The sequence below is a fragment of the Myroides sp. A21 genome, assembly GCF_000807225.1.
GTDB classification, from domain to species: Bacteria; Bacteroidota; Bacteroidia; order Flavobacteriales; family Flavobacteriaceae; genus Flavobacterium; species Flavobacterium odoratimimum.
The window spans coordinates 1,387,946-1,412,958 of sequence record NZ_CP010327.1; the positions used below are offsets into that span (position 1 = coordinate 1,387,946).

General features: G+C 35.3%; 24 protein-coding genes and 2 tRNA genes. 17 read left to right on the forward strand and 9 right to left on the reverse strand.

Annotation, left to right across the window (positions count from 1 at the left end; all coding sequences use genetic code 11):
- The first annotated feature begins 146 nt into the window (after positions 1–146).
- Together MYRA21_RS06375 and MYRA21_RS06380 are read left to right on the forward strand one after the other, a co-directional pair.
- Entirely contained in the window at positions 147–1,100 is a 954-nt protein-coding gene (locus MYRA21_RS06375) for an NAD-dependent epimerase/dehydratase family protein (RefSeq protein WP_006257797.1), read from the forward strand.
- A 111-nt stretch (positions 1,101–1,211) separates the two neighbouring features.
- On the forward strand, positions 1,212–1,409 hold the full coding sequence (locus MYRA21_RS06380) for a PLDc N-terminal domain-containing protein (protein ID WP_006257796.1): 198 nt from the start codon (positions 1,212–1,214) through the stop codon (positions 1,407–1,409).
- A gap of 10 nt (positions 1,410–1,419) precedes the next feature.
- Here the strand turns inward: MYRA21_RS06380 and MYRA21_RS19140 are convergent, their stop codons facing one another.
- The gene (locus tag MYRA21_RS19140) at positions 1,420–1,593 is read right to left on the reverse strand and encodes a hypothetical protein (RefSeq protein WP_006257795.1); all 174 of its coding nucleotides are present in this window, start codon (positions 1,591–1,593) and stop codon (positions 1,420–1,422) included.
- A 323-nt stretch (positions 1,594–1,916) separates the two neighbouring features.
- On the opposite strand from MYRA21_RS19140, the gene MYRA21_RS06385 reads away from it, so the two are divergent.
- From MYRA21_RS06385 to MYRA21_RS06400, 4 genes are all read left to right on the forward strand, one after another.
- Positions 1,917–3,209: an aldehyde dehydrogenase family protein gene (locus MYRA21_RS06385; RefSeq protein WP_006257793.1), complete on the forward strand. Its 1,293-nt coding sequence runs from the start codon at positions 1,917–1,919 to the stop codon at positions 3,207–3,209.
- Between the two features lie 29 nt (positions 3,210–3,238).
- Entirely contained in the window at positions 3,239–3,880 is a 642-nt protein-coding gene (locus MYRA21_RS06390; RefSeq protein WP_006257792.1) for a trimeric intracellular cation channel family protein, read from the forward strand.
- A gap of 85 nt (positions 3,881–3,965) precedes the next feature.
- A tRNA-Asn gene (locus MYRA21_RS06395) sits at positions 3,966–4,039 on the forward strand.
- Between the two features lie 373 nt (positions 4,040–4,412).
- Positions 4,413–4,486 (forward strand) — tRNA-Asn (locus tag MYRA21_RS06400).
- 593 nt (positions 4,487–5,079) lie between these two features.
- On the opposite strand, the gene MYRA21_RS06405 is transcribed toward MYRA21_RS06400, so the two are convergent.
- Positions 5,080–5,514, reverse strand: coding sequence for a VOC family protein (locus MYRA21_RS06405; RefSeq protein ID WP_006257791.1), 435 nt, complete (start codon positions 5,512–5,514; stop codon positions 5,080–5,082).
- A gap of 289 nt (positions 5,515–5,803) precedes the next feature.
- On the opposite strand from MYRA21_RS06405, the gene MYRA21_RS06410 reads away from it, so the two are divergent.
- A complete protein-coding gene (locus MYRA21_RS06410; protein WP_006257790.1) occupies positions 5,804–6,220 on the forward strand; it encodes an HPP family protein in 417 nt (138 codons plus the stop codon).
- 164 nt (positions 6,221–6,384) lie between these two features.
- Here MYRA21_RS06410 and MYRA21_RS06415 read toward each other — a convergent pair whose 3' ends face one another.
- Genes MYRA21_RS06415 through panC form a run of 3 tightly spaced genes read right to left on the reverse strand, consistent with a single transcriptional unit; the run spans position 6,385 to position 8,572 of the window.
- Complete coding sequence (locus MYRA21_RS06415; RefSeq protein WP_006257789.1) at positions 6,385–7,353, reverse strand: lysylphosphatidylglycerol synthase transmembrane domain-containing protein; 969 nt, start codon at positions 7,351–7,353, stop codon at positions 6,385–6,387.
- A 7-nt stretch (positions 7,354–7,360) separates the two neighbouring features.
- Positions 7,361–7,711 (reverse strand): aspartate 1-decarboxylase, encoded by a 351-nt coding sequence (gene panD / locus MYRA21_RS06420; RefSeq protein WP_006257788.1) that lies wholly within the window; start codon positions 7,709–7,711, stop codon positions 7,361–7,363.
- 12 nt (positions 7,712–7,723) lie between these two features.
- Positions 7,724–8,572, reverse strand: coding sequence for a pantoate--beta-alanine ligase (panC, locus tag MYRA21_RS06425; protein WP_006257787.1), 849 nt, complete (start codon positions 8,570–8,572; stop codon positions 7,724–7,726).
- Positions 8,573–8,682: 110 nt separating this feature from the next.
- On the opposite strand from panC, the gene MYRA21_RS06430 reads away from it, so the two are divergent.
- The 5 genes from MYRA21_RS06430 to MYRA21_RS06450 all read left to right on the forward strand — a co-directional run bounded on the left by MYRA21_RS06430 (position 8,683) and on the right by MYRA21_RS06450 (position 15,005).
- The gene (locus tag MYRA21_RS06430; protein WP_006257786.1) at positions 8,683–9,486 is read left to right on the forward strand and encodes a glycogen/starch synthase; all 804 of its coding nucleotides are present in this window, start codon (positions 8,683–8,685) and stop codon (positions 9,484–9,486) included.
- 51 nt (positions 9,487–9,537) lie between these two features.
- Positions 9,538–11,181 carry a DUF4270 domain-containing protein gene (locus MYRA21_RS06435; RefSeq protein ID WP_006257784.1) on the forward strand — a complete coding sequence of 548 codons (1,644 nt, stop codon included), beginning with the start codon at positions 9,538–9,540 and terminating at the stop codon, positions 11,179–11,181.
- Between the two features lie 6 nt (positions 11,182–11,187).
- Positions 11,188–13,032 (forward strand): glutamine--fructose-6-phosphate transaminase (isomerizing), encoded by a 1,845-nt coding sequence (glmS, locus tag MYRA21_RS06440; protein WP_006260490.1) that lies wholly within the window; start codon positions 11,188–11,190, stop codon positions 13,030–13,032.
- A gap of 153 nt (positions 13,033–13,185) precedes the next feature.
- Positions 13,186–14,697, forward strand: a complete 1,512-nt coding sequence (atpD, locus tag MYRA21_RS06445; RefSeq protein WP_006257781.1) for a F0F1 ATP synthase subunit beta — start codon at positions 13,186–13,188, stop codon at positions 14,695–14,697.
- Between the two features lie 26 nt (positions 14,698–14,723).
- On the forward strand, positions 14,724–15,005 hold the full coding sequence (locus MYRA21_RS06450; RefSeq protein ID WP_006257780.1) for a F0F1 ATP synthase subunit epsilon: 282 nt from the start codon (positions 14,724–14,726) through the stop codon (positions 15,003–15,005).
- A 61-nt stretch (positions 15,006–15,066) separates the two neighbouring features.
- Here the strand turns inward: MYRA21_RS06450 and MYRA21_RS06455 are convergent, their stop codons facing one another.
- Positions 15,067–15,627 carry a hypothetical protein gene (locus MYRA21_RS06455; RefSeq protein ID WP_006257779.1) on the reverse strand — a complete coding sequence of 187 codons (561 nt, stop codon included), beginning with the start codon at positions 15,625–15,627 and terminating at the stop codon, positions 15,067–15,069.
- Positions 15,628–15,771: 144 nt separating this feature from the next.
- Here MYRA21_RS06455 and radA point away from each other — a divergent pair, with 144 nt between their 5' ends.
- Complete coding sequence (gene radA / locus MYRA21_RS06460; protein ID WP_006257778.1) at positions 15,772–17,142, forward strand: DNA repair protein RadA; 1,371 nt, start codon at positions 15,772–15,774, stop codon at positions 17,140–17,142.
- 16 nt (positions 17,143–17,158) lie between these two features.
- Positions 17,159–18,799: a DUF4139 domain-containing protein gene (locus MYRA21_RS06465; RefSeq protein ID WP_006257777.1), complete on the forward strand. Its 1,641-nt coding sequence runs from the start codon at positions 17,159–17,161 to the stop codon at positions 18,797–18,799.
- A 70-nt stretch (positions 18,800–18,869) separates the two neighbouring features.
- On the opposite strand, the gene MYRA21_RS06470 is transcribed toward MYRA21_RS06465, so the two are convergent.
- Both MYRA21_RS06470 and MYRA21_RS06475 read right to left on the reverse strand, forming a co-directional pair.
- The gene (locus MYRA21_RS06470; protein ID WP_006257776.1) at positions 18,870–19,289 is read right to left on the reverse strand and encodes a hypothetical protein; all 420 of its coding nucleotides are present in this window, start codon (positions 19,287–19,289) and stop codon (positions 18,870–18,872) included.
- A gap of 28 nt (positions 19,290–19,317) precedes the next feature.
- Positions 19,318–19,749, reverse strand: coding sequence for a hypothetical protein (locus MYRA21_RS06475; protein WP_006257775.1), 432 nt, complete (start codon positions 19,747–19,749; stop codon positions 19,318–19,320).
- A gap of 147 nt (positions 19,750–19,896) precedes the next feature.
- On the opposite strand from MYRA21_RS06475, the gene MYRA21_RS06480 reads away from it, so the two are divergent.
- From MYRA21_RS06480 to MYRA21_RS06490, 3 genes are all read left to right on the forward strand, one after another.
- A complete protein-coding gene (locus tag MYRA21_RS06480) occupies positions 19,897–20,403 on the forward strand; it encodes a DUF421 domain-containing protein (RefSeq protein WP_006257774.1) in 507 nt (168 codons plus the stop codon).
- A gap of 104 nt (positions 20,404–20,507) precedes the next feature.
- Positions 20,508–22,256: an alkaline phosphatase gene (locus MYRA21_RS06485; protein ID WP_006257773.1), complete on the forward strand. Its 1,749-nt coding sequence runs from the start codon at positions 20,508–20,510 to the stop codon at positions 22,254–22,256.
- A 243-nt stretch (positions 22,257–22,499) separates the two neighbouring features.
- Positions 22,500–23,297 (forward strand): M48 family metallopeptidase, encoded by a 798-nt coding sequence (locus MYRA21_RS06490; protein WP_006257772.1) that lies wholly within the window; start codon positions 22,500–22,502, stop codon positions 23,295–23,297.
- Between the two features lie 1,003 nt (positions 23,298–24,300).
- Here MYRA21_RS06490 and MYRA21_RS06495 read toward each other — a convergent pair.
- Entirely contained in the window at positions 24,301–24,984 is a 684-nt protein-coding gene (locus MYRA21_RS06495; RefSeq protein ID WP_006257770.1) for a hypothetical protein, read from the reverse strand.
- Positions 24,985–25,013: the final 29 nt, after the last annotated feature.

The window sequence follows — 25,013 nt, forward strand, 5'->3', positions numbered from 1 at the left end:
TCAAATTTACAAAGTTCTAAGCTATTTTATACCACATAGATTGTCAGATTGTTATATAAGTTATAAAGTTATGGGAATCTTGGTGGTGAAAATTGATTTGTAATAGGACTTAAACTATATTTGTGTACTTTTTAAATACACAAACAATGGGAACCAAAATTCTTATAATCGGAGCTTGCGGACAGATAGGTTCTGAGCTAACGCTTAAATTAAGAGATGTTTATGGAAGTGAGAATGTGATCGCTTCTGATATTAGAGAAGGAAATGAAGCTCTTATGAGTTCTGGACCTTTCGAGACATTAAATGCTATGGAGTTTGACGCTGTTGCGGCAGTGATAGAAAAACATCAAGTAGAGGAAGTATATTTAATGGCAGCATTGTTATCAGCGACTGCAGAGAAAAACCCAGCTTTTGCTTGGGACTTAAATATGAACTCGTTGTTCCACGTATTAAACCTTGCTAAAGAAGGTAAAATTAAAAAGATATTCTGGCCATCATCAATAGCTGTTTTTGGACCTACTACACCTAGACATAAGACACCTCAGTACACTGTGATGGAGCCAAGTACAGTATATGGTATTTCTAAGCAGACAGGAGAGCGCTGGTGTGAGTACTACTATAACAAATTTGGAGTAGACGTACGCAGTATCCGTTACCCAGGGTTAATCTCTTGGACTACACCTCCAGGTGGTGGTACTACAGATTACGCAGTAGATATTTTCTATAAGGCTATCGAGGATAAGCACTATAACTGTTTCTTATCTGAGGGGTCAGCTCTTCCGATGATGTATATGGAAGACGCACTGAATGCGACTGTAGGTATTATGCAAGCGAAGAAAGAAGATGTGAAGATTCGCTCTTCTTATAACTTAGGTGGTATCTCATTCACGCCAGAAGAGATAGCAGCTGAGATTGCGAAGCATATCCCTGACTTTACGATAGAGTATAATCCAGACTTTAGACAGGCTATCGCTGACAGCTGGCCAGCTAGTATAGATGATACTTCTGCACAGCAAGACTGGGGATGGAATCATAAGTATGACTTATCTTCTATGACAGAAGTAATGTTAGAAAACTTGACAAGAGAATTAAAGAAATAGAACTTTAAATATTCTGAAGAGCCAGCTTATAGCTGGCTTTTTTTGTACTTTAGCTTTTCGTATAGAAAGAAAAGTTCTTTGTGATATATAACTAAACTACATAATAATAAAATGATTCTTTATGTTTGGCAGTTTTTCTTACTTTCACTTATTGGGCTAATAATTTATAGCTTGTATAAAGTAGGAAGATCAACGTTAGAATATAATTATAAGGTGATATGGTGCCTCATTATTATATTCGCTCCAGTATTAGGCGCTATAGCCTATCTGTTAGTAGGAAATAGAGATAAAAAAGTAAGCCAGCTATAAGCTGGCTTTTTTATTTGCGTAGTTTTTTAAAGACTAGTTTATACAGTGGTACTACTACGATGACTAGCGATATTATAGCTAATGCTAGGATAACGCTACTACTGATAGCTGTCATAGAACGAAGTACTATAGTGATTATAAAAAGGAAAGCCCCTAGGAGCAATAACTTTACATTTTTATCCATCTTTGTTTTTTTTGACAAAAGTAAAACTTTAGTTTAACTTATTAAATAGATAGATCACTAATGGGCTAATGATCATAACAAAAGATATCAGAAGCACAAAGTAAGCTAACTGCGCGCCTATTACATTTAAGTAAAATAAGATAAATGACAGGGCAAATAATGCGATGCCGATTAGAAAAATTAGTTGATTTCTACTCATAGTCATTTCATTTTAGGATGATACTAATTTAGCTATTTTAACTGAGTTGTCAAATTTTATCTCGTTGCTTAAGGAGGTTTGTAAAACAATTATTAATTTTAGAGAAAATGTAAACATTCAAACTATGGACAAAGTAGTAACAGATATTTTAGATAATGCCAATAGTGCATTTCTAAATTGGAAGAAACTTAAAGTGAGTGATAGAGTAGCTTATCTTCAGAAAGTTAAGCAGAACCTACTTACTAATGTAGAGGAGTATGGAAAATGTATGACATTGGATATGCATAAGCCTATTAAGCAAGCTGTAGCTGAAGCAGAGAAGAGTGCGAGGTTAATAGATTATTATATAGAGCATGGAGAAGAGATTCTAAAAGGGAGAACTATACAGACAGATTGGTCAGAGACGTATACGGTGAATGATCCTTTAGGTGTCATTCTAGGAGTGATGCCGTGGAACTTCCCTTTCTGGCAAGTGTTTAGATTTGCTATTCCGACCTTATTAGCAGGTAATACGGTAGTAGTGAAGCATGCGAGTAACGTGCCTCTTAGTGCTAAGGCATTAGAAGACTGCTTTAGAGTAGAGGGGTATGAGCAAGTGTACTTTAATGTAACTGTAGCAGGTAGAGAAGTAGATGCGATCATCGAGTCACCTATCATCAAGGGAGTATCTCTTACAGGGAGTGAGGCAGCAGGTAGCTCTGTAGGGAAGAAAGCAGGGGAATTGATTAAGCCTACTGTGTTAGAACTTGGAGGGAGTAATGCCTTTATCGTAAGAGAAGATGTGGATATAGACGCTCTTATCCCCACAGCTATCAATGCTAGATTTCAGAATACTGGGCAGAGCTGTATAGCAGGAAAGCGATTTTTAATCCACAATGCTATTATTAAAGAATTTACAGATAAGTTTGTAGCCGCAGTCAGAGAGATCAGATTCGGTGACTTAATGGATCATAATACAGGTATCGGATTGATGGCTAGAGAAGATTTAGCGATAGAACTAGAGACCATTATGAATGATTCTGTACAGATGGGGGCGAAGATAGCAGTAGGAGGTAAGCGTGATGGAGCGAAGTTCGAGCCTACTGTGATCACAGATGTCACGCCTGATATGCCTGCATTTAAGCTAGAGACTTTTGGTCCACTAGCGGTTATCGTAGGCTATGATACATTCGATGAAGCGATAGAGATGAGCAACGATTCTCGCTTCGGATTAGGTGTGGCGATGTTTAGTAAAGATGTCGAATTCTTAAAATCTAAGGTTCACGAGTTCGACGAAGGAGCTGTATTTATAAACGAGATGGTAATCTCTGATCCTAGAGTACCATTCGGAGGGAATAAGTTCTCTGGAATAGGAAGAGAAATGGCAGAAGAAGGATTATTATCATTCGTAAATAAGAAGTCAGTGGTAATTAAATAAGGCGGTTTTTATACATATATTGTCGTGTTATGCTAGATAAATTTATTGATTTTTGGACTACAATACACTTTGTAGACATTATTGAGTTCTTCGGGACTTGTGCATTTGCTATTTCGGGTATCCGCATGGCCTCAGCGAAGAGCCTTGATTGGTTCGGTGCATTAGTAGTAGGATTTGTCACTGCTACAGGAGGGGGGACTCTGCGTGACTTACTATTAGGAGTTACGCCTTTCTGGATGTTAAATAGTGTGTATGTGTGGTGTACGGTAATAGCATTATTCTTCGTGGTACTCTTTAGAAAACAATTAGTGCATCTAAACAGTACCTTCTTATGGTTTGACAGTATAGGTCTAGGTTTATTTGTTGTGGTAGGTACAGAGAAGACCATGTCTCTAGGCTACCCATTTTGGGTAGTAGTGATCATGGCGACTATCACTGGGATAGTAGGAGGTATCGTTAGGGATATAATGATTAACGAGATTCCTGCTATTTTTAAACAGGAGTGGTATGCGCTGACCTGTATATTCGGTGTGATGATATACTATCTACTTGATTATTTCAGTGTAGGTATAATTTTTACACAAATATTCTGTGCGGCTTCCGTTTTTGTAATTCGCTTGATAGCAAATCGTTATAAACTGGGGCTTCCGACCTTAAAAAGTGAAGAATAAAAAAGTTTTAATTTTTTAAATTAAATATTTGCAGATACTAAAAATCGTTATATATTTGCACCGCAATAAAGGTAAAATATAACCTTCCTCCTTAGCTCAGTTGGTTAGAGCATCTGACTGTTAATCAGAGGGTCCTTGGTTCGAGCCCAAGAGGGGGAGCAAAACAAAAGCCAGTCTTATGACTGGCTTTTTTATTTTTAGACTATTTCTATATTTGTTATCTAATTTGAGTGTTCTTTTTAATTAGATTTTGTACTTGATTCTTTTCAGTCGTGTTAAATTAGTCCAATAAGTTTGTTTTGAGATTATCTGGAAGCCTATTTATAAGCTATAAATAGGGCGATAAGTAGTATTTTGAATTAGTACTTTTATTTTTTTTAGAAAAAAGTAAAAGTACTTCTATCTCATAATCAGATAGTTTTAATTCAAGCTTCATTTTTTTTGACAAAAAATGCTCAAAAAGCCTATAAACAGTGAGGTATTTGATTAAAAATGTATATATTTGCAATGCAATAAAGGTAGAATATAACCTTCCTCCTTAGCTCAGTTGGTTAGAGCATCTGACTGTTAATCAGAGGGTCCTTGGTTCGAGCCCAAGAGGGGGAGCAAAACAAAAGCCAGTCTTATGACTGGCTTTTTTATTTGATATCTATCCCATTCTTGTCTTTAAGGGGGTTGATTATCTTCATTTTATTATCTGTTCATCTACTAGAGCATAAGTTTTCTTTCATTTTTAATTCTATCGATATCAAGCTAATATTCGCTTGCATTCCATTTTTTAGAACGATTAATAGGTGTTAGAATTAGCGTATTCTGTTATCTTTTTTACATTAATATAGGGGGTGGTCGGCATGTGGTCGGCTAGTGATGGGCATTTGGTCGGCTAAAAAGTACTATAAATAAGCCTATCACCTGCCTATCACTATACTATCAAATAGGGAGCATAGGAAGGCAAGTGAAAACATTGTCTCATTTGTCTAAGAAGAGATAATAGAAATTGTCTAATTGGAATAAAAAGAAAGTCCCCTAATAAGATCTCTTATTAGGGGATTGATAATTATATAGTGTCTACAACAGCAGTGTTGGATAATATTAGTTAGTTCTATTTAAAGTTAGTCTTTTATAAAGTGATGTAATTAGAAAAAAAATCCCAACAGAAGGTTACTATTGGGATGGGATGATCAGGGGGTAAGGTCTTATTAGTACTGTCCGTCTCTACTGAAGTTGATCATCCATTGGATGCCAAATTGGTCTAATACCATTCCAAAATAGTCACCCCAAAACATGTCTTCGATCGGCATGATCACAGTACCACCTACCGCTATCTTAGCGAATAGATCATCTGCCTCTGCTTGGCTATCTGTGGATACTGATATCGAGAAATTGTTCCCTTGTACAATAGGTGTTGGATCGCCACATGAAGTATCACTACCCATTAAGACAGATTTACCGATAGGAAGTGAGACGTGCATGATTTTGTTCTTGTCCTCTTGGGATACTACGAATTCTGGGCTATCTGGAATGCTGTCGAATCTAACGAGGTAAGTGAATTCTCCTCCAAATACAGATTTATAAAAATTAAATGCCTCTTCACAATTGCCATTGAAGGTTAGGTAGGTGTTCGTTGTTGCCATAGATATAATTTTTTAAGTAGTTAATTATGAAGCAATTTAGGTAAAAAACAGGCTTTTGGATAAACTGTTTTGAGATAAATTGTCACAATTTTTATTTTTCGAGTATTGGCAAGGGATTGGAGAGTTTTGAGATTGTGGTATATTCACTTATGGTGAATAATGTGTTCTATAAATACAACATTGCTATATAAATTACGACATTATTATTTAGTAAAACCTGCTTTTTATCATGTATTATGAGGTATGTAAGTGCAATCTTTGTACTAGAACAATAAAACACTATAGCACTATGAAACAAAGAGTACCTGTATCTCAAATTATGTCTAAAGCACTTATAGCTGTGCCAACTAATAAAAAGTTAAGTGAAGTAAACCAATTATTAGTAGAATATAATATTAGACATATCCCTGTTATAGAAGCAGAGAATGTAGTGGGGATCATCAGTAGCAACGATATCTTAAAGATAGGATATGGAGCAAATGATTTAGACCAAAGTGCATTAGACGCTATTTATGACGCTTATAAGTTAGAAGATGTAATGACGAAGAACCCAATCGTGGTGATGGATGATACTAATATCAAAGATGTAGCTGAGATCTTCTCTAAACAGCAGTTTCACTCACTTCCGGTAGTAGATAAGGATAATGTACTACAAGGAATAGTGACAACTACAGATATGATCAATTACTTGATAGCACAATATTAAAACAACAACAATTATCCCCACAAAGTAACCTATAAAGAAATAATGATTGATAACTGATAGCGCTGTTTATACCATCATTATACCAATTTACTGGTTTGTACTATTAAAGAGTGCCTGTCTAATTTTTTAGATAGGTACTTTTTTTATGATGAGGTAGTGCGAGATTAGTTCTTCTTTTGATTATAGTACAGGGGTAAGATTAAGAAGGATAGTGCTCCTAATATGACTACGATTGCTGTCTGAGTAGTCCATAATATCCACCCAAAGGCTGTACCAGCGACAGCAGAGATGCTGTAAATAGACAATAATTCTGCGATGATTAGCGGGAATGCTCCAAAACCTCCATTAGTAAATGATACGGCAAAACTACCTGCTACAAAGGCAGACATAACGATAGGAATGCTGAGTGAACTAGTAGCTTCTAGGGCATGTGTACCGAAGTAGAATGTAGCGATATAACCAAACCAAATAAGAAAAGTGTGGAATAAGAAACCAACTTTATACGGCATTTTAAAGATGCTACTGACTCCTTCTGTAAGTCCTTTGATTTTATTTTTAATAAATAAGATTACTTTCCATTTGCTATAATAGAATAAGGCAATAGTGGCTAATAAGCCTACGAATGCGATGATAGCTAATATACTTAGTTTCTCTACTGGAACCTTGGCTAATAAGAAGTCTTTTAGTACTTCATACTGTAAAATTAAGGCTAAAAATACGCAAAGCAATAAACAGATAAGGTCAATAATTCGTTCTGAAACAATGGAACCAAAGCCTTTGTCAAAAGGGACTTTCTCGTACTTCTGCAAGACGATCGCTCTAGATACCTCTCCTGATCTAGGTACTGTCAGGTTAAGAAGATAACCAATAGAGATAGCCATAAAGTTAGTGAATGTGGATACAGGATATCCCATATAACGCAAGGCGTACTTCCATCTATAGGCGCGTGCCCACAGACTTAAAATAGAAAAGAAAGAGGAGATGATAATATAGTTATAATTAGCATCTCTAAACTGAGATTTCATCTCCTCTATCTGGTCTTCAGTAAACTGATTATAGGCGTAATAAACCAAAAAAACTCCCAACAAAAGTGGGAGTAATATATTCAATAATTTACTGATATTTTTTTTCAATAAGAGGCTATGTTAACGTGTTGGTCTCTTCATTAGGGAATACGATAGAAGGCTTGAATGTCTTCGCTTCTTCGAAATCCATAATTCCATAAGTAATAATGATAATGATATCCCCTTTGTGTACTTTACGTGCAGCAGGACCATTTAAGCAGATCTCTCCACTGTTACGAGGTCCAGGGATAGCATAAGTTTCAAAGCGTTCCCCATTGTTGATATTAACAATCGAAACTTTCTCTCCTTCTATGATGTTAGAAGCTTCCATTAAAACTTCGTCAATCGTAATACTTCCGATGTAGTGTAGGTCTGCTCCAGTTACAGTTACACGGTGAATTTTTGATTTTACTACTTCAACTTGCATTTCGCGTGAGTTTTAGTTAAAAGATATATTGTCAATTAGTCGAATGCCTTCGATATGAGCAACTAAGAATCCTCTGTATCTATGAGCCTCATTTTTAGATGTAGCTGTTTTTAGAGTATCTTCTTCTGCTATAGTGAAGTATTCGAGTTCAAAGTTAGGATTATTTTTAAATTCATTCTCAACAAAAGCGTTAACTTTAGAAATACTTTCACTTTTGAATAAATCCTTGGCTTTCAACAATACTTGATATAAGAAAGTTGATTTTTCTAATCCTTCAGTAGATACTCGTTCGTTACGAGAACTCATGGCTAATCCGTCCGTAGCTCTGAAGATAGGCACTCCGATAACCTGAACAGGTATATGAAGCTTATCTACCATCTTGCGGATGATCTGCAATTGTTGGAAGTCTTTTTCTCCAAAATAAGCTTTGTTAGGCGTAACAAGCTCAAAAAGTTTACTCACGATAGTTCCTACTCCATCAAAATGACCAGGGCGAGAAGCACCTTCCATTTCGTTTTCTAGTCCATCAAAATCAAATGATTGGGCTACAGTATTTCCACCATAAATCTCATCAACAGATGGTGCAAATATTACAATTTGTTCAGAAAGAGACTTAATGATCTCCTGATCTCTTTCTAAAGTACGAGGGTATTTTTCTAAATCTTCTGCATTGTTAAACTGCGTCGGATTAACGAAAATACTTACTACAGTACATTCATTTTCATTTAATGATTGTTCCATTAATGAAAGGTGCCCCTTATGGATGGCCCCCATTGTTGGTACAAGACCAATTGCCTTATTAGCGTCGCGAAATGGTTTTAAATACGCTTGTAATTCGGCTTTTGTACTAAAAAGAAACATTAGCTTCGTGTTTAAAATAATGGCAAAATTAGTTATTTAGAAAATAACTGCATAAATTTTTGTAAATTTGCAATGTTTATTTGTTTCAAACACAGAAATTATAATTGAAGATGAAAGAAAAGAGGATATTATATGTATCATCTGAAGTGGTACCTTATTTAGCAGAAAATGAAGTTTCATTAATGTCTTATGATGCTCCTAAAATGATTAATGATCAAGGAGGACAGATAAGAATTTTTATGCCTAGATATGGTAGCATAAATGAGAGAAGACATCAATTACACGAAGTTATTAGATTGTCAGGTATGAATCTAGTCGTAAATGATATGGATATGCCACTAATCATTAAGGTAGCTTCTATCCCGAAAGAGCGTATTCAAGTTTACTTTATAGATAATGACGAGTATTTTAAAAGAAAATCTACTTTCTCAGATGAGGATGGAACATTGTATCCTGATAATGATGAAAGAGCTATTTTCTTTACAAAAGGTGTAATCGAAACGGTTAAGAAACTTAACTGGGTTCCTGATGTGATACATGTACAGGGTTGGATGGCTTCATTGCTGCCAGCTTATTTAAAACATTATTATAAAGATGAAGCTATTTTCTCTGATACGAAAGTAGTTACTTCTATTTTTAGCGAAGGATTTAGCGGTGTCTTAGATGCTACTATGAAAGAAAAAATAGCATTCGATGGCTTCCCAGAAGACGTAGTGAATGACTTCGAGAACCCTACTTATGAAAGTATCATGATGAATGCTATCAAAAATTCAGATGGTGTTATCGTTGCTTCAGAAGAGGTAAGTTCAAATTTAACAAAATTTATAGAGTCTTCTGAAAAACCTTTTTTACCTTTCGTAGCTAAAGATGAGTTTGCTAAAGCTTATACTGAATTTTATCAGAAGTTTTTTTAATAACTATATCAGAATAGAATAGTAATAACCCAAATAGATTGGATTGACTAGATGAACCAAAAGAATATATTAAAAGGAATATCTCTTGTATTAGGCTTTATGGCCTTACAAGCTTGTGAGAGTGATTTTACAGAAACGGGAAGCGATATAATAGGAGGAGGAAACTTCGATATCGAATCGTATAACGTAAAGGATATAAAAGCTTATAATCAAGCTTATGGAGCAGTAGATGGAAGTAGATTAGGAGAAGTCCCTTTTGGGTATCTAGACAATGGATTATTTGGTGCTACTAGTAACGATTTAGTTGTACAACTAGCTAATTCAACATCAGTTGTTGGAGATATTGGAGATAATGTAAAGGTAGACTCTGTATATGTGTATGTGCCTTACTTTTCTCAATTTGACAAAGTAGATAATAAAGTTAATTACTATAAACTTAAAAATGTATATGGTGAAGGTTCTATAGATTTAAAAGTTTATCAGAATAACTATCACTTGATGGATGTAGACTTAACAGATGGTTCTGCATCTAAATACTATACTGACCAAACAGGTGCTTTAATCGATAAAAATAAGATTAATACACAGTTAAATACTTCGGGACAGTCGTCTCAGAATTCTAATTTTACTTTTACAAATAGAGAAATCGTTATCTATAAAACAGATAAGGACGGTAATCCTATTAAAGATCCAAATACAGGAGATAATCAGATTAAAGAACGCCTTATCCCTGGAATGTGGTTAGATTTGAATAAGAACTACTTCGAGAAATTTATTAATGATAATAAAGCGAAGTTGTCAGAGGCTAACGGATTCAGTGATTTGTTTAAGGGATTATACCTAAAAACAGAAGGAAACGGAAGTAAAGGAACTACTGGATTATTAGATATTGCTAAGGGTAAAATCGTAGTTATATTCCATGTTGATAAAAAGACAAAAGGAGAAGATGGTAAGGAAGTGATTACACGCGAAAGAAAAGAAATCACTCTTAGCTTAAGTGGTAATACGGTAGGAACTAAGAAATTTAGTGTGAATATGTTTAATACACTTCTAGACGGAACTTACCAATCAGAGGTGGCTAATGCGAATAAAGTGCAAGGTGATGAAAGCCTTTACATAAAAGGTGGACAAGGTAGCTTAGCAGTTATCGATCTTCTAAAGTCTAATAACCTTGAAGAGTTAAAAGCACTTAAGAAAGAGGACGTATTGCTGAACGAAGCTTACTTAACGATCTATGTGGACAAGGAGCGTATGCAAGGGCAACCTATCCCTGAGCGTCTGTTCTTATACGATTATGACAACAGTATTGCGTTGTCAGACTTTGCTAATGATGCGGTGAGTACATCTCAGTATATCAAACAAGGATATAACGGTATCTTCGTAAAAGAAGATAAAGAGAATAAAAAAGAAGGGTATTATTATAAGTTTAAAATCACTGACCACATAAGAGGTCTTCTGAAAAGTAAGAATGACGTGAGCCCTAAATTAGCCTTGACTGTTGCGAATAACTTTGCAGTAGGAGGGTATGTTAATCAGAAATTGAAAAACGAAATAAACAACGAACCTACTAACGTGAATGTTGTTCCAGCTTATGCTGTTAGCTGCCCAATCGGAGTTGTACTTCATGGAGCGAATACTACGCTGGACAATAAGAAGATGAAGTTAGAGATTTTTTATACTAAAGCTAAAAAGTAAACAAGTATGTGTGGAATTGTTGGATATATAGGTCATCGCGATGCGTTCCCTGTTATTATTAAAGGTTTAACAAGATTAGAGTACAGAGGATATGACTCTGCTGGTCTTGCTATATTCGATGGAGAGACAATCAATCTTTGTAAAACAAAAGGTAAAGTTGTTGATTTAGAAGAAAAAAGTACAGATGCAATAAAAAAAGGAACAGTAGGTATAGGGCATACTAGATGGGCTACACATGGTGTTCCAAATGATGTGAACTCACACCCTCACTTTTCTAATTCGGGTGAATTAGTTTTAATTCACAACGGTATTATAGAGAACTATGATTCTCTTAAGCAAGAATTAATTAAAAGAGGTTATACATTTAAGTCTGAAACAGATACTGAGGTATTAATTAACTTAATCGAGGATGTACAAAAAACTCAAGGTGTTAAGTTAGGAAAAGCTGTTCAGATCGCTTTAAATCAAGTAGTGGGAGCGTATGCTATCGCTGTAATGGATATCAAAAAACCAGACGAAATAATAGCTGCTAGACTTGGTAGTCCATTAGCTATCGGAATCGGTGAGAATGAGTACTTCATTACATCTGATGCATCACCTTTTATCGAGTATACTAATAATGCTATTTATTTAGAAGATGAAGAAATGGCTATTATTAGACTGCACAAACCATTGCGCATTCGCAAGATTAAAGATGACTCATTAGTTACACACTACGTTCAAGAGTTACAATTAAACTTAGAGCAGATCGAGAAGAATGGTTACGACCATTTTATGCTAAAAGAGATATACGAGCAACCAGAGGTAATTAAAGATACTTTTAGAGGTCGTTTATTAGCTGATCAAGGTTTGATCAGAATGGCAGGTATCGAAGATAATATCGATAAATTCTTAAATGCGAAGAGAATTATTATCGCTGCTTGTGGTACATCTTGGCATGCTGCTTTAGTAGCTGAGTATGTAATCGAAGAGTTTGCAAGAATACCAGTAGAAGTAGAGTATGCTTCTGAATTTAGATATAGAAACCCAATTATTGACTCTAGTGATGTTCTGATTGCTATTTCTCAATCTGGAGAGACAGCAGATACTCTTGCCGCTATTAAATTAGCGAAAGAAAAAGGAGCATTCGTATTCGGAGTTTGTAATGTGGTAGGATCTTCTATTTCTAGAGAGACACATGCTGGAGCTTATACACATGCTGGACCTGAGATTGGTGTTGCTTCTACAAAAGCATTTACAACTCAGATTACAGTATTGACTTTAATTGCTCTTCGTTTAGCAAAAGCAAAAGGAACTTTACCTAATTCTGAATATTTAAAATATTTACATGAATTAGAGCTAGTGCCTGAGCGCGTAGAGGAAGCGTTAACTCAAAATGAAGAAATATTAAAAATCTCTCAGGTTTATAAAGACTCAACTAACTGCTTATACTTAGGTAGAGGATATAACTATCCTGTGGCATTAGAAGGGGCGTTAAAACTGAAAGAAATCTCTTATATACATGCAGAAGGATATCCTGCTGCTGAGATGAAACACGGTCCAATCGCTTTAATTGACGAGCATATGCCAGTTATTGTAATTGCACCTAATCAAGATCACTATGATAAAGTAGTGAGTAATATCCAAGAGATTAAAGCAAGAAATGGAAAAATCATTGCTGTGGTAACAAAAGGAGATAAGCAAGTAAGAGAACTAGCTGATCACGTTATCGAAGTACCTGGTATTTCTGAGGCTTTAACTCCAATATTAACGACAATTCCATTACAACTGTTATCTTATCACATCGCTGTTTTAAGAGAGTGTAATGTTGACCAACCGAGAAACTTGGCTAAGTCAGTGACGGTTGAATGATAGTAGAAAAGTGAGTCTTTTTAAGGCTCGCTTTTTTTTTATTTAAAATAAAATTTCAAAGTTTTAATATTCAGAGAAAAAAACTATCTTTGCACTCTGAAAAAGTAGAATTTTTCGATAAACGTAAATAGCTGTTAAATAAATACATAAGCAATGTCTAAAGTTACAGGAAAAGTTGCGCAAGTTATCGGGCCAGTAGTTGACGTAGTATTCAACACTGCAAATGCCGAGCTTCCAAAGATTTATGATTCATTAGAAATCACAAAACCAGATGGTACTAAATTAATCCTAGAGGTACAATCTCATATTGGAGAAGATACAGTAAGAACAATTTCAATGGACTCTACAGACGGTTTAAGTAGAGGATATGAAGTAGCATCTACAGGATCTCCAATCCAAGTACCAATTGGTAAAGATGTATTTGGTAGATTGTTTAATGTTGTAGGAGACGCTATTGATGGTCTTGGAAACTTACCAAAAGAAGGTTCTAATGGTTTACCAATTCACCGTTCTGCTCCAAAATTTGAGGATTTATCTACTTCAACTGAAGTATTATTCACAGGTATCAAAGTAATTGACTTAATTGAGCCTTACGCAAAAGGGGGTAAAATTGGTTTATTCGGAGGTGCTGGAGTAGGAAAAACAGTATTGATTCAGGAATTAATTAATAATATCGCTAAAGGACACGGTGGACTTTCAGTATTCGCTGGAGTTGGAGAGCGTACTCGTGAGGGTAATGACTTATTACGTGAGATGTTAGAGTCAGGTATTATTAAATATGGAGATGACTTCATGCACTCTATGGAAAATGGAGGATGGGATTTATCTAAAGTAGATAAGCCAGGTATGAAAGAATCTAAAGCTACATTCGTATTCGGTCAGATGAATGAGCCACCAGGAGCACGTGCACGTGTTGCATTATCAGGATTAACTATTGCTGAGTTCTTCCGTGATGGAGCTGGTGATGACCAAGGAAAAGACGTATTATTCTTCGTAGATAATATCTTCCGTTTTACTCAAGCTGGTTCTGAGGTATCTGCATTATTAGGTCGTATGCCTTCTGCAGTAGGATACCAACCAACATTAGCTACTGAGATGGGAGCTATGCAGGAGCGTATTACTTCGACTAAAAAAGGATCTATTACTTCTGTACAGGCGGTTTACGTTCCTGCGGATGACTTAACTGACCCTGCACCAGCAACAACGTTTGCTCACTTAGATGCTACTACTGTATTATCTCGTAAGATTGCAGAGTTAGGTATTTATCCAGCAGTTGATCCACTAGAGTCTTCTTCTCGTATTTTGACTCCAGAGATCTTAGGAAAAGACCACTATGCTTGTGCTCAAAGAGTAAAAGAGATTTTACAGAAATATAAACAATTACAAGATATCATCGCGATCTTAGGTATGGAAGAGTTATCTGAAGAAGATAAACAAGCTGTATACAGAGCTCGTCGTGTTCAACGTTTCTTATCTCAACCATTCCACGTAGCTGAGCAGTTTACTGGTATCCCAGGTGTATTAGTTGATATTAAAGATACTATCAAAGGATTTAATATGATTATCGATGGTGAGTTAGACCACTTACCAGAGGCAGCTTTCAACTTAAAAGGTTCAATCGAAGAAGCGATTGCAGCTGGAGAGAAAATGCTTGCAGAAATATAATCTAATTAATATTTAAAGAGATCGACATGAGATTAGAAATTGTATCACCTGAGGCTACTTTATTTTCTGGAGAAGTTACTTCAGTTTCAGTTCCAGGAGCAAATGGAGAGTTTCAGATGTTAAATAATCACGCTCCTATTGTTTCTATCCTAACAAAAGGAAGTGTAAAGTTCACAGGGCAAAACATTTCTATTGCACCAGAGTTTAGTTCTAAATTCGAGAAAGTAAGTAATGATACTTATCATTTACCTATCAGTCTTGGAACTATCGAATTAAGCGATAATAAGATTATTATATTAGCTAACTAATTAGCTGATTAGAAATAAAAAAAGACCTACTCAATGAGTAGGTCTTTTTTTGTTCTATATATTAGAAGGTATAGCCGATACTTAATCTTAGTGCTAAACCTGTTTCTTTTTCAGTTGGTCTATGATCATAATGTATTCTATAGAAATCAATACCGATACCAGCTTCGTAAGAAAAATTAGATTGACCTATATTTCGTCTTATATTCCACATAGGAGATAGATGAGATGATTTTTCTACCTTAATGTTGTCTTTTGAATCCGTACTTGTAAGTGCATCTGGCATATAATCAAAGCCTAAAGAAAGAAAGTTAGCTGAATTATTCTTTGTGTTTTTACCTTTTCGAACTCTTTTATTAAAGTTATAGTAATATCTAGATTCTACTCCTAAGGACAAAGAAGCGATGTAATCTACATAATCAGAGTTACCGAAAAAGCCTACGTTGTATTGTACTTTCCCTAGTACAGTTAACTGATCTACTATTGGGTATTCATAGTTAACTCCAACTCCAAGTAGGTGTATTCCTGCTTCAAAGCGTTTCTCTAGTTTTTGTTCTTGTGCATGCACAGCATTAAAGCTTAAGGTTAGTGTAGCTATTAAAGCTGTGTAAATTAGTTTTCTCATGTGTTAATAGTGTGTTTTATTGTAGTAAATATAAATGTTATTATAGAATATAATTTATTTCTTGTGGAGTAATTAGTTTTTATCAAGTTATTATTGTCTAATGATAACATCGTATCTTCGTAAGAAGATTTTAAATAGAAAGTAATGGCAAAGGTAAAGACGGCTTTTTTCTGTCAGAGTTGTGGTACACAATACGCTAAATGGCAGGGACAATGTAATGCTTGTAAAGAGTGGAATACACTTGTAGAAGAGGTAATCCAAAAAGAAGAAAAGACAGCGTGGAAAGCAGTAAGTAGTTCTCCTAATACCATGAAGAAGGTAGCGAAGCCTCTAAAGGTACGAGAGATAGACAGTACAGAGGAGATACGTATGAATACTATGGATGGTGAGCTTAATCGTGTTTTAGGAGGTGGACTGGTACCTGGCTCTATGGTGCTTTTAGGTGGTGAGCCTGGGATAGGAAAAAGTACATTATTATTACAGATATCTCTGCGTTTGCCTTTTAAGACTCTCTATGTATCAGGAGAGGAAAGTCAGAAACAGATAAAGATGAGGGCAGAGCGTATTAACCCTGCTAATGATAACTGTTATATCCTTACAGAGACCAATACACAGAACATCTTTCGTCAAATAGAGGAGATACAGCCTGATGTATTAATCATTGACTCTATTCAAACTTTGCATACAGAATATATTGAATCTTCTGCAGGGACTGTTTCTCAGATTAAAGAGTGTACAGCTGAGCTAACTAAATTCGCTAAAGAAACTGGAACTCCAGTATTGATTATTGGACATATAACAAAGGATGGAAGTATAGCAGGACCTAAAATGTTAGAACACATGGTGGATACTGTATTACAGTTTGAAGGTGATAGAAATCACGTATATCGAATACTAAGAGCGAATAAGAACCGTTTTGGTTCTACAGCAGAGCTTGGTATTTATGAGATGCAAGGAAGTGGTCTTAGAGAGGTGTCTAATCCTTCTGAAATATTAATATCACATAAAGAAGAAGAATTATCAGGAACAGCCATCGCTGCTACTTTAGAAGGGATGCGCCCACTGATGGTAGAGGTACAAGCCCTTGTGAGTACAGCTGTATATGGTACTCCACAACGTAGTGCAACAGGATATAACCTGAAACGACTGAATATGATCTTAGCTGTATTAGAAAAAAGAGCTGGATTTAGATTAGGACAAAAAGACGTATTCTTAAATATCACAGGAGGTATTACAGTAGATGATCCTGCCATTGACTTAGGGGTGGTTGCTGCTATTCTATCTTCAGATCAAGATATGTCTATTGGCAAAGACTTTACATTCGCTGGAGAGGTAGGGCTATCTGGTGAGATTAGACCTGTAAATAGAGTAGACCAACGTATACAAGAAGCAGAGAAGCTTGGTTTCTCTACTATTTTTGTTTCAAAATATAATAAGATTAGTCATACTGGTAGAGGAATTAAGGTTGTTCTAGTGACTAAGATTGAAGATGTAGTAGAATACCTCTTCGGATAACTTAAAATTGAATACTATGAAAAAGAATCTAACGATTGTTACATTAGCTTTGACTACGGTTATGACATGGGCACAGAAGCCTGTGTTTACACCTGCTAAGCTAGAGAGCGCCCGAGTGTACTTTAACAGTGCTGAATTAACGCATAAGGCCAAATTGAAGTTGCCTAAGGGAACTTCAGAGGTAGTGATTACCAATGTAGCTGATTATCTAAACGAACCTACTATACAGATCGGATCTATATCTGAGGTGACAGTCATGGCTATACAGTATAGTAATCGATATGTAGAAGAATATGATAGTCCAGTAGATTCTCCATTGTTGAAGCCTGTAAGAGATAGTATTAAATTAGTTCAAACTGAATTAAAGAAGGTGAATAATGCTATTGATGTAGAAAGTAGAACAATTGCTTTATTAGACTCTAATCAGAAAGTAGGTGGAGAACAAGGAACAACTACTGCAGAAGTGATGAAGATGGTAGACTATTATAAAACAAAGAGACTACAGCTGAGTACAGAGTTAGATAAGTTAAACGAGAAGAAGGATGACCTTAATACTCGACTAACCAATTTACAAGATAAGCTTGCTTTTAATGAAGGCAAAAGTGAGAAATCTAGCAAGGGTAAGCTGATTATACAAGTAATGAATGACAGAGAAGGTGAAGTGCCTTTTCAGATTAAGTATTTAACGAATGCTGCGTCATGGAAGCCTTTTTATGACCTAAGAGTAGAGAAGATTAACTCTCCTGTAAAAGTAGTTTATAAAGCGGATGTGAAACAGAGTTCTGGTATTGACTGGAGAGGTGTGAATCTTAGCTTGACAAGTGGTGTAGCGAATCAGAGTAATGTTATTCCTACTTGGAGCACGTGGTTCCTTGATTATAATACCTATCTAACGACTGCAGGATATAATAGAAATGCAAATAAGAAATTAAATGTAATGGCAGATATGTCTGCTAAGATGAGTTATGAAGCTGAATCGTCTTCTATGCTAAATGACGCTGTTGTATATGAAGAGAGTACAATGAGTAACTTTACTCAAGTAAACGAATCACAGTTAAACGTATCATTTGATATAAATATTCCGTACACGGTGATGTCTAATAATAAGTCACATAGTGTTACACTTAACGACTTTGCTATTCCTGCGGAGTATAAATATTATGTAGCTCCTAAGCTTGACCTAAATGCTTATTTAGTAGCAACGATTAAGGACTATGGTAATTATAACTTATTAGCAGGAGAGGCAAACGTAATCTTTGATGGAGTATATGTTGGTAAGACAATGTTGAACCCTGCAAACACTGAAGAGGAGATGAAACTAAATATGGGTAAAGATCCTAAAGTAGCAGTTACTCGTATTTTATTAAAAGATAAATCAGGTACTAAGATGTTATCTTCTAAAAAGTCTCAAAACTTCGTATACGATATTACAATCCGCAACAACAAAGCTGAGCAGATAGATATACAAGTAGAAGACCAGTATCCTATTAGTTCTAATAAAGATATAGAAGTAGAATTAACAGAGACTTCATCAGGAAAGCTTAATGAAGAGAAAGGGCTTGTGAAGTGGGACCTTAGACTGAAAGGAAATGATAGTAAATCACTTCGCTTTGGATACCAAGTGAGATATGATAAGAATCAAAATTTAAACTTATAAGATTATAGCAAGTGAATAAAAAAGCAGGAGTGATAGAATATATCACTCCTGCTTTTTTTATAAGGCTATTCTAATGCCTATATCTCAGTGAACGGTCTTTAGCTGTCCATATATCTTCTAAATAATCTATCGTCAGAACAGTGTCTTTTTTGATAATCTCTAGTCTTGTAGAATTTTGTTTAGTGATTAGTGTATCTCCTATCTCTATTACCTTATAGAGGTATTCTCTCTCATAGAATCGCATATCATTGTCTAGTATGTAATAAGATCCTGCTCTAGATCCTTTATTAGCTTCTTGACTGATGACAACAGCCTTAAACTCTTTAAGTGTATTTTCTTTTAGTTGTCTATCATTCTCTGTGTAGGCATTTTCTCCTCCGCATTTATAAGCGACTAAGACGATAAGACATAATACAGCTAGCATAGGTATAAATGGGTTTATACTTATGTTTTCGAAGTCAAGTCCATCTTTAAACCAATTGTTTTTCATAGTAGGGTATAGTAGTGCAGGTAAGCTGTTATTTATAAAAGTTAGATCCTCTAGGTAATCTTGCCCAAATATCCGTTTTATAGTCTATATAGATAATAGTATCTTGTTTTCTGATTTCTAATGTAGAAGAATCTTTCTTAGTGATCAGGTTATCCCCTACATCTATTAAGTTAAAGATAGGGTGATATGTATAGAACTTCATATTGTTATCTAGCTGATAGTACTCCGTATTTTTATTATTTTTTTCAATGCCTTTATAGATTACAGAAGCATTAAACTCTCTCTTTAGGTTTTCTTCTAATTCTTTATCATTGAGAGTATACACATTTTCGTTGCTTTGGAAGTACATACCTACACCAAATATAGTCATTACTAGTAATGCCAATAACATAGGATATTTAGGAGTTTCTCCTTCGTTGAATAAATAATCAAACATTAGTTTAGTTGCTTTTGATAACATCTAAGATAAGTGTTATTGTTGAATAGAACTAATGAGATTGTCTTTGAGGTTGTCCTACTATTTTATGATATAGAAGGATGAGATAGTCTAGAAGTTGTGTTTTTTGTATTTAGCTTTTGTTTAAATTTGAAGTAAAAGCAAGTATTTATGGAGTATTTAGATATCGTATGGAGAAGTGTGGCTGTATATTTATTTATGATTATAGCGATGCGTGTGTTTGGCAAGAAACAGTTGTCTCAGTTAAACACATTTGACGTTGTTTTAATGCTCTTAATTAGCAATTCAGTACAGAATGCTATGGTTGGCCCTAATACGAGCTTAGAAGGAGGAATATTAGCTGCTTTTGTTTTGTTCTCTTTAAATTACGGAATGAAACGACTGATCGCTCACAACAAACTTGTCAATCGATTACTCCAACAAAAACCTGAAGTCATTATCCAGCACGGTGTGGTTGATTTCGCTAAAGCTACACAGCTAAGCATTACCTCAGAAGAGTTGACTGAGGCTATGCATGAACATGGTGTAGAGTACTTCAAACAAGTGAAATTAGCAACATTAGAAATCAACGGAAGCATCAGTATTATCGCTAAAGATAATGAGGGGCAGTATAAAGAGACTTTTCATAAGCGCAAGGAAAAACACCAAACAGTCTAAGCACTATAAATTAACATATCGCACCTAATGGTTACGGATTGTTAACCTGGTTTTAATTCTCTGATAATGCGAGAAGAGTTGTTTTGTGATAAAGTTTTTAAAGTATGGATAATTCACAATTCAATAGAAGGAAGTTCTTGCGCACTTCTTTATTAGCATCAGGAAGTTTATTTTTAGCTCCTATAATTATTAGTTGTTCTAATGACGATTCAAGCAATCCTAACACAGATGGTGTAGATGGACAGTTTCAGATCAAAAACTTTGACTATGGTGTAGCTAGTTTTGACCCAACTGCTACTAGTATTATCATTTGGACTCGTTATGCCAATGCTAATACTGAAATAGTATGGGAAATAGCAAAAGACCTTCATTTTAAAGATATTGTTCGTCAAGGCAAAGCGACTGTTGCCTCTCTTTCAGACAATACAATCGCTATAGAAATACAAGACTTACCTTCTAATAGTAAGTTTTATTATAGATTCTATAATACTGCTGCCAAAGATACTTCTGTGATCGGGGAGACCATCACACTACCTGCTACATCAGATCAAGTGAGTAATGTGAAGCTAGCCATAGCGTCGTGTTCTAATTATCCTGCAGGTCTATTTCATGTCTATGGTGAGATGGCTAAGTCAGATGCAGATGTCATTATCCACTTAGGTGATTATATCTATGAATACGCTCCTGGACAATATGGTACTAATGCGAGTACATTAGCCTTTAACAGAGCTCATAAACCGAATAAAGAGATCGTTACTTTAGAGGATTATAGAGAGCGATATAGACAGTATAGAAGTGATGCTAACCTTCAGTTGGCACATCAGAAGAAGCCCTTCATCTGTGTGTGGGATGATCATGAGATAGCTAATGATACGTATAAGGATGGTGCAGAGAATCATCAGCCAGAAACAGAAGGTAGTTTTGAAACAAGAAAAAGAGCAGCATTACAGGCATATAGTGAGTTTATACCACTAAAGACTGGTAAAGACGCTCGTATCTATAGAAGTTTTGACTTCGGTAATATTCTTTCATTACATATGTTAGATACTCGTGTTATTGCTAGAGATAAACAGTTGAGTTATGGCAATTATATGACGGCTAGCGGCTTTGATCAAGCTAAGTTTATGCAAGATTATATGAACCCTAATCGTCAATTATTAGGGAAAGAACAGTTGGGGTGGTTAGCTGGTCAGATGAACTCTAGTGGGGCTACATGGCAGGTGTTAGGACAACAGATCTTAATGGCGAAGATGCTTGTTCCTGCTGAGTTTTTAATGATTGTTAATCAGATCATGGCAGAGATAGAGGCAGGAGGAAGTGCTTCTGCTAACTCAATGCTTGCTTTACAAAAGGCTGTAGGAGAATTAGTAGTGATTAAAACTCGCTTACTTCAAGGAGATCCTACACTTACAGCACAGGAGAAAGCTAGAGTGACTACTGTACTTCCATATAATCTAGATGCATGGGATGGGTATGCGGTGGAGCGAGAGATGCTGTATAGCTTATGCAAGGGAAAAAAGGTAATGACTCTAGCAGGAGATACACATAATGCATGGTATAGTCAGATGAAGACACAGACAGGAGAGGTAGTAGGATATGAGTTAGCAACTAGTTCTGTTAGTTCACCTGGTATGGAGACGTATTTAGGAATATCGAATGATCCGAGTCAGGCTAGACAATTAGAACAAGTAATGCCATTATTAATAGATGAACTTGACTATGTAAATCTTACGGATAGAGGATATTTATATATTGATTACACCACATCTGGAGCGAAGGCAGAGTGGAGATTTGTAGACACTGTGTTTAATACTAATTATACAGTACAAACTAAAAAAACAGTTGTGATATAATAAGTTGTTGTATTTCATATTATTTAGGGAGCTCTTAGGAGCTCTTTTTTAGTAGGGTAATACATCTAAGTAGTTGGTAATAGAGCGTTTTATTTTGAATGGTTCAAGGGAAAAATACGAATGTTTTTAGGTCTTTTTGAGAATCTAATAGCATTGTTATAGGTTGATTATGAGTATTTAAGATTCAATTAGCGAATTTAAAATAAAAGAGTACATTTGTTCTTGTAAAAAAATATTAACATTATGAAAAAAGTTTTATTATCTGCATGTTTAGTGTGTTTTGCAATAGGAACAGCTAATGCACAGTTTGGTAAATTAAACCCAAAGAAGATCGAAGCTGGTCTAAAAGCAGCTAAGGCATTTACAGTAAGTGATGAAGAAGTAGCTCAGTCTGCCGCCGCTGCTGTTAAGTGGATGGATGAGAATAACCCTGTGTGTACAGTGAAGGATAAAGATCCTAAGAAGAAAGCATATGCAGAGCGTTTAGAGCGTATCTTCGGGCCATATAAGAACTATGATGGTCTAGATCTAAACTATAAAGTATATTACGTTACAGACGTAAATGCTTTTGCTTGTCCTGATGGAAGTGTGCGTGTATTCTCTTCATTGATGGATATTATGAGTGATGATGAGCTATTAGGTATCATCGGTCACGAGATCGGACACGTAAAATTAAAGCACTCTTTAAACGGGTATAGAAAAGTATTGTTAGCAGAAGCAGCTGTACAATTTGCTGGTACAACTCAAGGTACAGTAGGTGACTTAATGAAAGGAGACCTAGGGGCTCTAACAGAGAAACTTATTGGAGCTCAGTTCTCTCAAGGACAAGAGACTGATTCAGATGATTACTCTTATAAATTCTTAGTAGCGAATGGTAAGAACCCACAAGCGTTAGCAGATGGATTCCAAAAGTTTGCTGATATGGAGAAAGAATATGGAGCTGATAAATCTACTAAAGCTAAAATATTCTCTACTCACCCTGATAGTGAGAAGCGTGTAAAACGTATCGAAGATAAAATCAAAAAAGACGCTAAGAAATAGTCGTCTAAACAACAATATGAAGAGCCATTTCTGTATAGAAGTGGCTTTTTTTTGCTTCTATGTATAAGTGTCTAAGCCTATTTTGATGAAGTACTTATAATAGTCTTCTTGCATTTTTTAAAAAACACACTTCACTTTTTTAAAAAAATGCTGTTTTAGGGGGTACTAATCAGGTATATTTTAGAGTTATTGTCTCTCTTTTTTTAGAAAAACATTGATTTTGGGTACTAATGAAGGGCTATTCTAAAAAAAAGGATATATTTTTTTTAATAGGCTATTGTTTTAAGTTGTTGTTATTTAGTTGTTTATGCTTTTCTTGTGTTTTTTCTCTTCTTGGTGTACCTATCTCTATCCTAGAGGATATCTACCTTCGTCTTAAATCGCTCGACAGTTAGTGGAGAATAGGTCGTAAATAGTGGACTAGAGAAATAGTAGTCGAAGAATGCTTCTAGTATTGATCATGTATTATCCAAGAAGAAAGAATGGGGAAAGAAAGGGCAGAGGTTCTATGCTATTTTAGGAAATAGCCGGAAGGGGTAGCATTTGATTATAGCAATACGGTTTGTAGCGCTTGATGTGAAGTGCTTAAGTAAGTGGTGTTGGAGAGCTGTTGCTTAGAATTAAGTACTGATCAGCAGAAGAATTCATGTTGTATCGGGATTGAGAGTAGCTAAGAGAGAGCATTGATATACAGTTATCTTGATCTTTTCTTTTTTTTCCTCTTTTTCTTTTGATTAGGTTTTTTTACGATAAGGAGATGTTTTATATAAGCACCTAGTAAGATAAATATAAGTGCATCTACGAATATAAGGCTGCTGTACGTATTCCTAAGACTAATGTGATAGATAAATAAGCCCACTAGCGCTATTTGGCATAGTGCTAGTATTCTCATTTGTGTGGTTATCTTATTATGAGGTCTTGTACTCATGGTGTATTACAGACTTAGATGATACTATAATCTCTTAGAGATATGAGAGATGTGTTGTCATTATCTAAGAAGGAATTATTGGTTTATAATGAATAAAATAACTATGATTATAAGGGAGATGAAGAAGTAGATTAGTTTACGAATATTCTTTTGCCTCAAATTAGGATCATGGTCAGGTTTATCATTGTATCTGTTATCATCAGCGTGCTTATAGGGGGCCAATTCTTTAAATTCCTTGTTGTCTATCGAGGCTATACCTGTTCCAGTACCTATTAAGTCTATTGGGTCGAAGTACCGTATAGGATAAACTTGCTGTTTTTTTATGGATGTTATCTCTCTGTTTATACCCTTAATGAAGTCCTGTGGTGAGTCACAACAGCGAATATAGTATAGTATCTCTAAATTAATCACACCTCCTTGAGAGAGATGACTCTCTATACAAGCTATAAAATCATCGTATAGAGGTAATGCTTGATTGAGTTGCTTCTCTATCTTTTCTCTAGCTATTGCGGAATTGGTATGAAATTTTTCTTTAGAGATAGTGATTGTACATGCGGTATTATCTATACTCTCATCATCTCTCTCATATTCCAGATCGAAATCTACGAATCTATAAGCTTGTTCCCAGTGAGGTATTCTACTACTTATCATCTCATGGTCTAGTAGGCAAATCCAGAAGAAAGGTAAAAATAGTCTCTCTTCAAAGAGTGTAATAGAACTGTTGTCTTTAGTAATACTCAAAAAGATTTCGTTAGTCATAGCGTATTTTTTAAAGTATTAAATATAAG

Excerpts from the sequence above, each read along its gene's own strand:
- MYRA21_RS06435 (WP_006257784.1), top strand. The coding sequence starts at position 9,538 with ATGAACCAAAAGAATATATTAAAAGGAATATCTCTTGTATTAGGCTTT.
- MYRA21_RS06465 (WP_006257777.1), top strand. The coding sequence starts at position 17,159 with ATGAAAAAGAATCTAACGATTGTTACATTAGCTTTGACTACGGTTATG.
- panD (WP_006257788.1), bottom strand. The coding sequence starts at position 7,711 with ATGCAAGTTGAAGTAGTAAAATCAAAAATTCACCGTGTAACTGTAACT.
- radA (WP_006257778.1), top strand. The coding sequence starts at position 15,772 with ATGGCAAAGGTAAAGACGGCTTTTTTCTGTCAGAGTTGTGGTACACAA.
- MYRA21_RS06480 (WP_006257774.1), top strand. The coding sequence starts at position 19,897 with ATGGAGTATTTAGATATCGTATGGAGAAGTGTGGCTGTATATTTATTT.
- MYRA21_RS06390 (WP_006257792.1), top strand. The coding sequence starts at position 3,239 with ATGCTAGATAAATTTATTGATTTTTGGACTACAATACACTTTGTAGAC.
- glmS (WP_006260490.1), top strand. The coding sequence starts at position 11,188 with ATGTGTGGAATTGTTGGATATATAGGTCATCGCGATGCGTTCCCTGTT.
- MYRA21_RS06490 (WP_006257772.1), top strand. The coding sequence starts at position 22,500 with ATGAAAAAAGTTTTATTATCTGCATGTTTAGTGTGTTTTGCAATAGGA.
- MYRA21_RS06450 (WP_006257780.1), top strand. The coding sequence starts at position 14,724 with ATGAGATTAGAAATTGTATCACCTGAGGCTACTTTATTTTCTGGAGAA.
- MYRA21_RS06430 (WP_006257786.1), top strand. The coding sequence starts at position 8,683 with ATGAAAGAAAAGAGGATATTATATGTATCATCTGAAGTGGTACCTTAT.
- MYRA21_RS06405 (WP_006257791.1), bottom strand. The coding sequence starts at position 5,514 with ATGGCAACAACGAACACCTACCTAACCTTCAATGGCAATTGTGAAGAG.
- MYRA21_RS06385 (WP_006257793.1), top strand. The coding sequence starts at position 1,917 with ATGGACAAAGTAGTAACAGATATTTTAGATAATGCCAATAGTGCATTT.
- MYRA21_RS06485 (WP_006257773.1), top strand. The coding sequence starts at position 20,508 with ATGGATAATTCACAATTCAATAGAAGGAAGTTCTTGCGCACTTCTTTA.
- MYRA21_RS19140 (WP_006257795.1), bottom strand. The coding sequence starts at position 1,593 with ATGGATAAAAATGTAAAGTTATTGCTCCTAGGGGCTTTCCTTTTTATA.
- MYRA21_RS06470 (WP_006257776.1), bottom strand. The coding sequence starts at position 19,289 with ATGAAAAACAATTGGTTTAAAGATGGACTTGACTTCGAAAACATAAGT.
- atpD (WP_006257781.1), top strand. The coding sequence starts at position 13,186 with ATGTCTAAAGTTACAGGAAAAGTTGCGCAAGTTATCGGGCCAGTAGTT.
- MYRA21_RS06380 (WP_006257796.1), top strand. The coding sequence starts at position 1,212 with ATGATTCTTTATGTTTGGCAGTTTTTCTTACTTTCACTTATTGGGCTA.
- MYRA21_RS06410 (WP_006257790.1), top strand. The coding sequence starts at position 5,804 with ATGAAACAAAGAGTACCTGTATCTCAAATTATGTCTAAAGCACTTATA.
- panC (WP_006257787.1), bottom strand. The coding sequence starts at position 8,572 with ATGTTTCTTTTTAGTACAAAAGCCGAATTACAAGCGTATTTAAAACCA.
- MYRA21_RS06455 (WP_006257779.1), bottom strand. The coding sequence starts at position 15,627 with ATGAGAAAACTAATTTACACAGCTTTAATAGCTACACTAACCTTAAGC.
- MYRA21_RS06375 (WP_006257797.1), top strand. The coding sequence starts at position 147 with ATGGGAACCAAAATTCTTATAATCGGAGCTTGCGGACAGATAGGTTCT.
- MYRA21_RS06475 (WP_006257775.1), bottom strand. The coding sequence starts at position 19,749 with ATGTTATCAAAAGCAACTAAACTAATGTTTGATTATTTATTCAACGAA.
- MYRA21_RS06495 (WP_006257770.1), bottom strand. The coding sequence starts at position 24,984 with ATGACTAACGAAATCTTTTTGAGTATTACTAAAGACAACAGTTCTATT.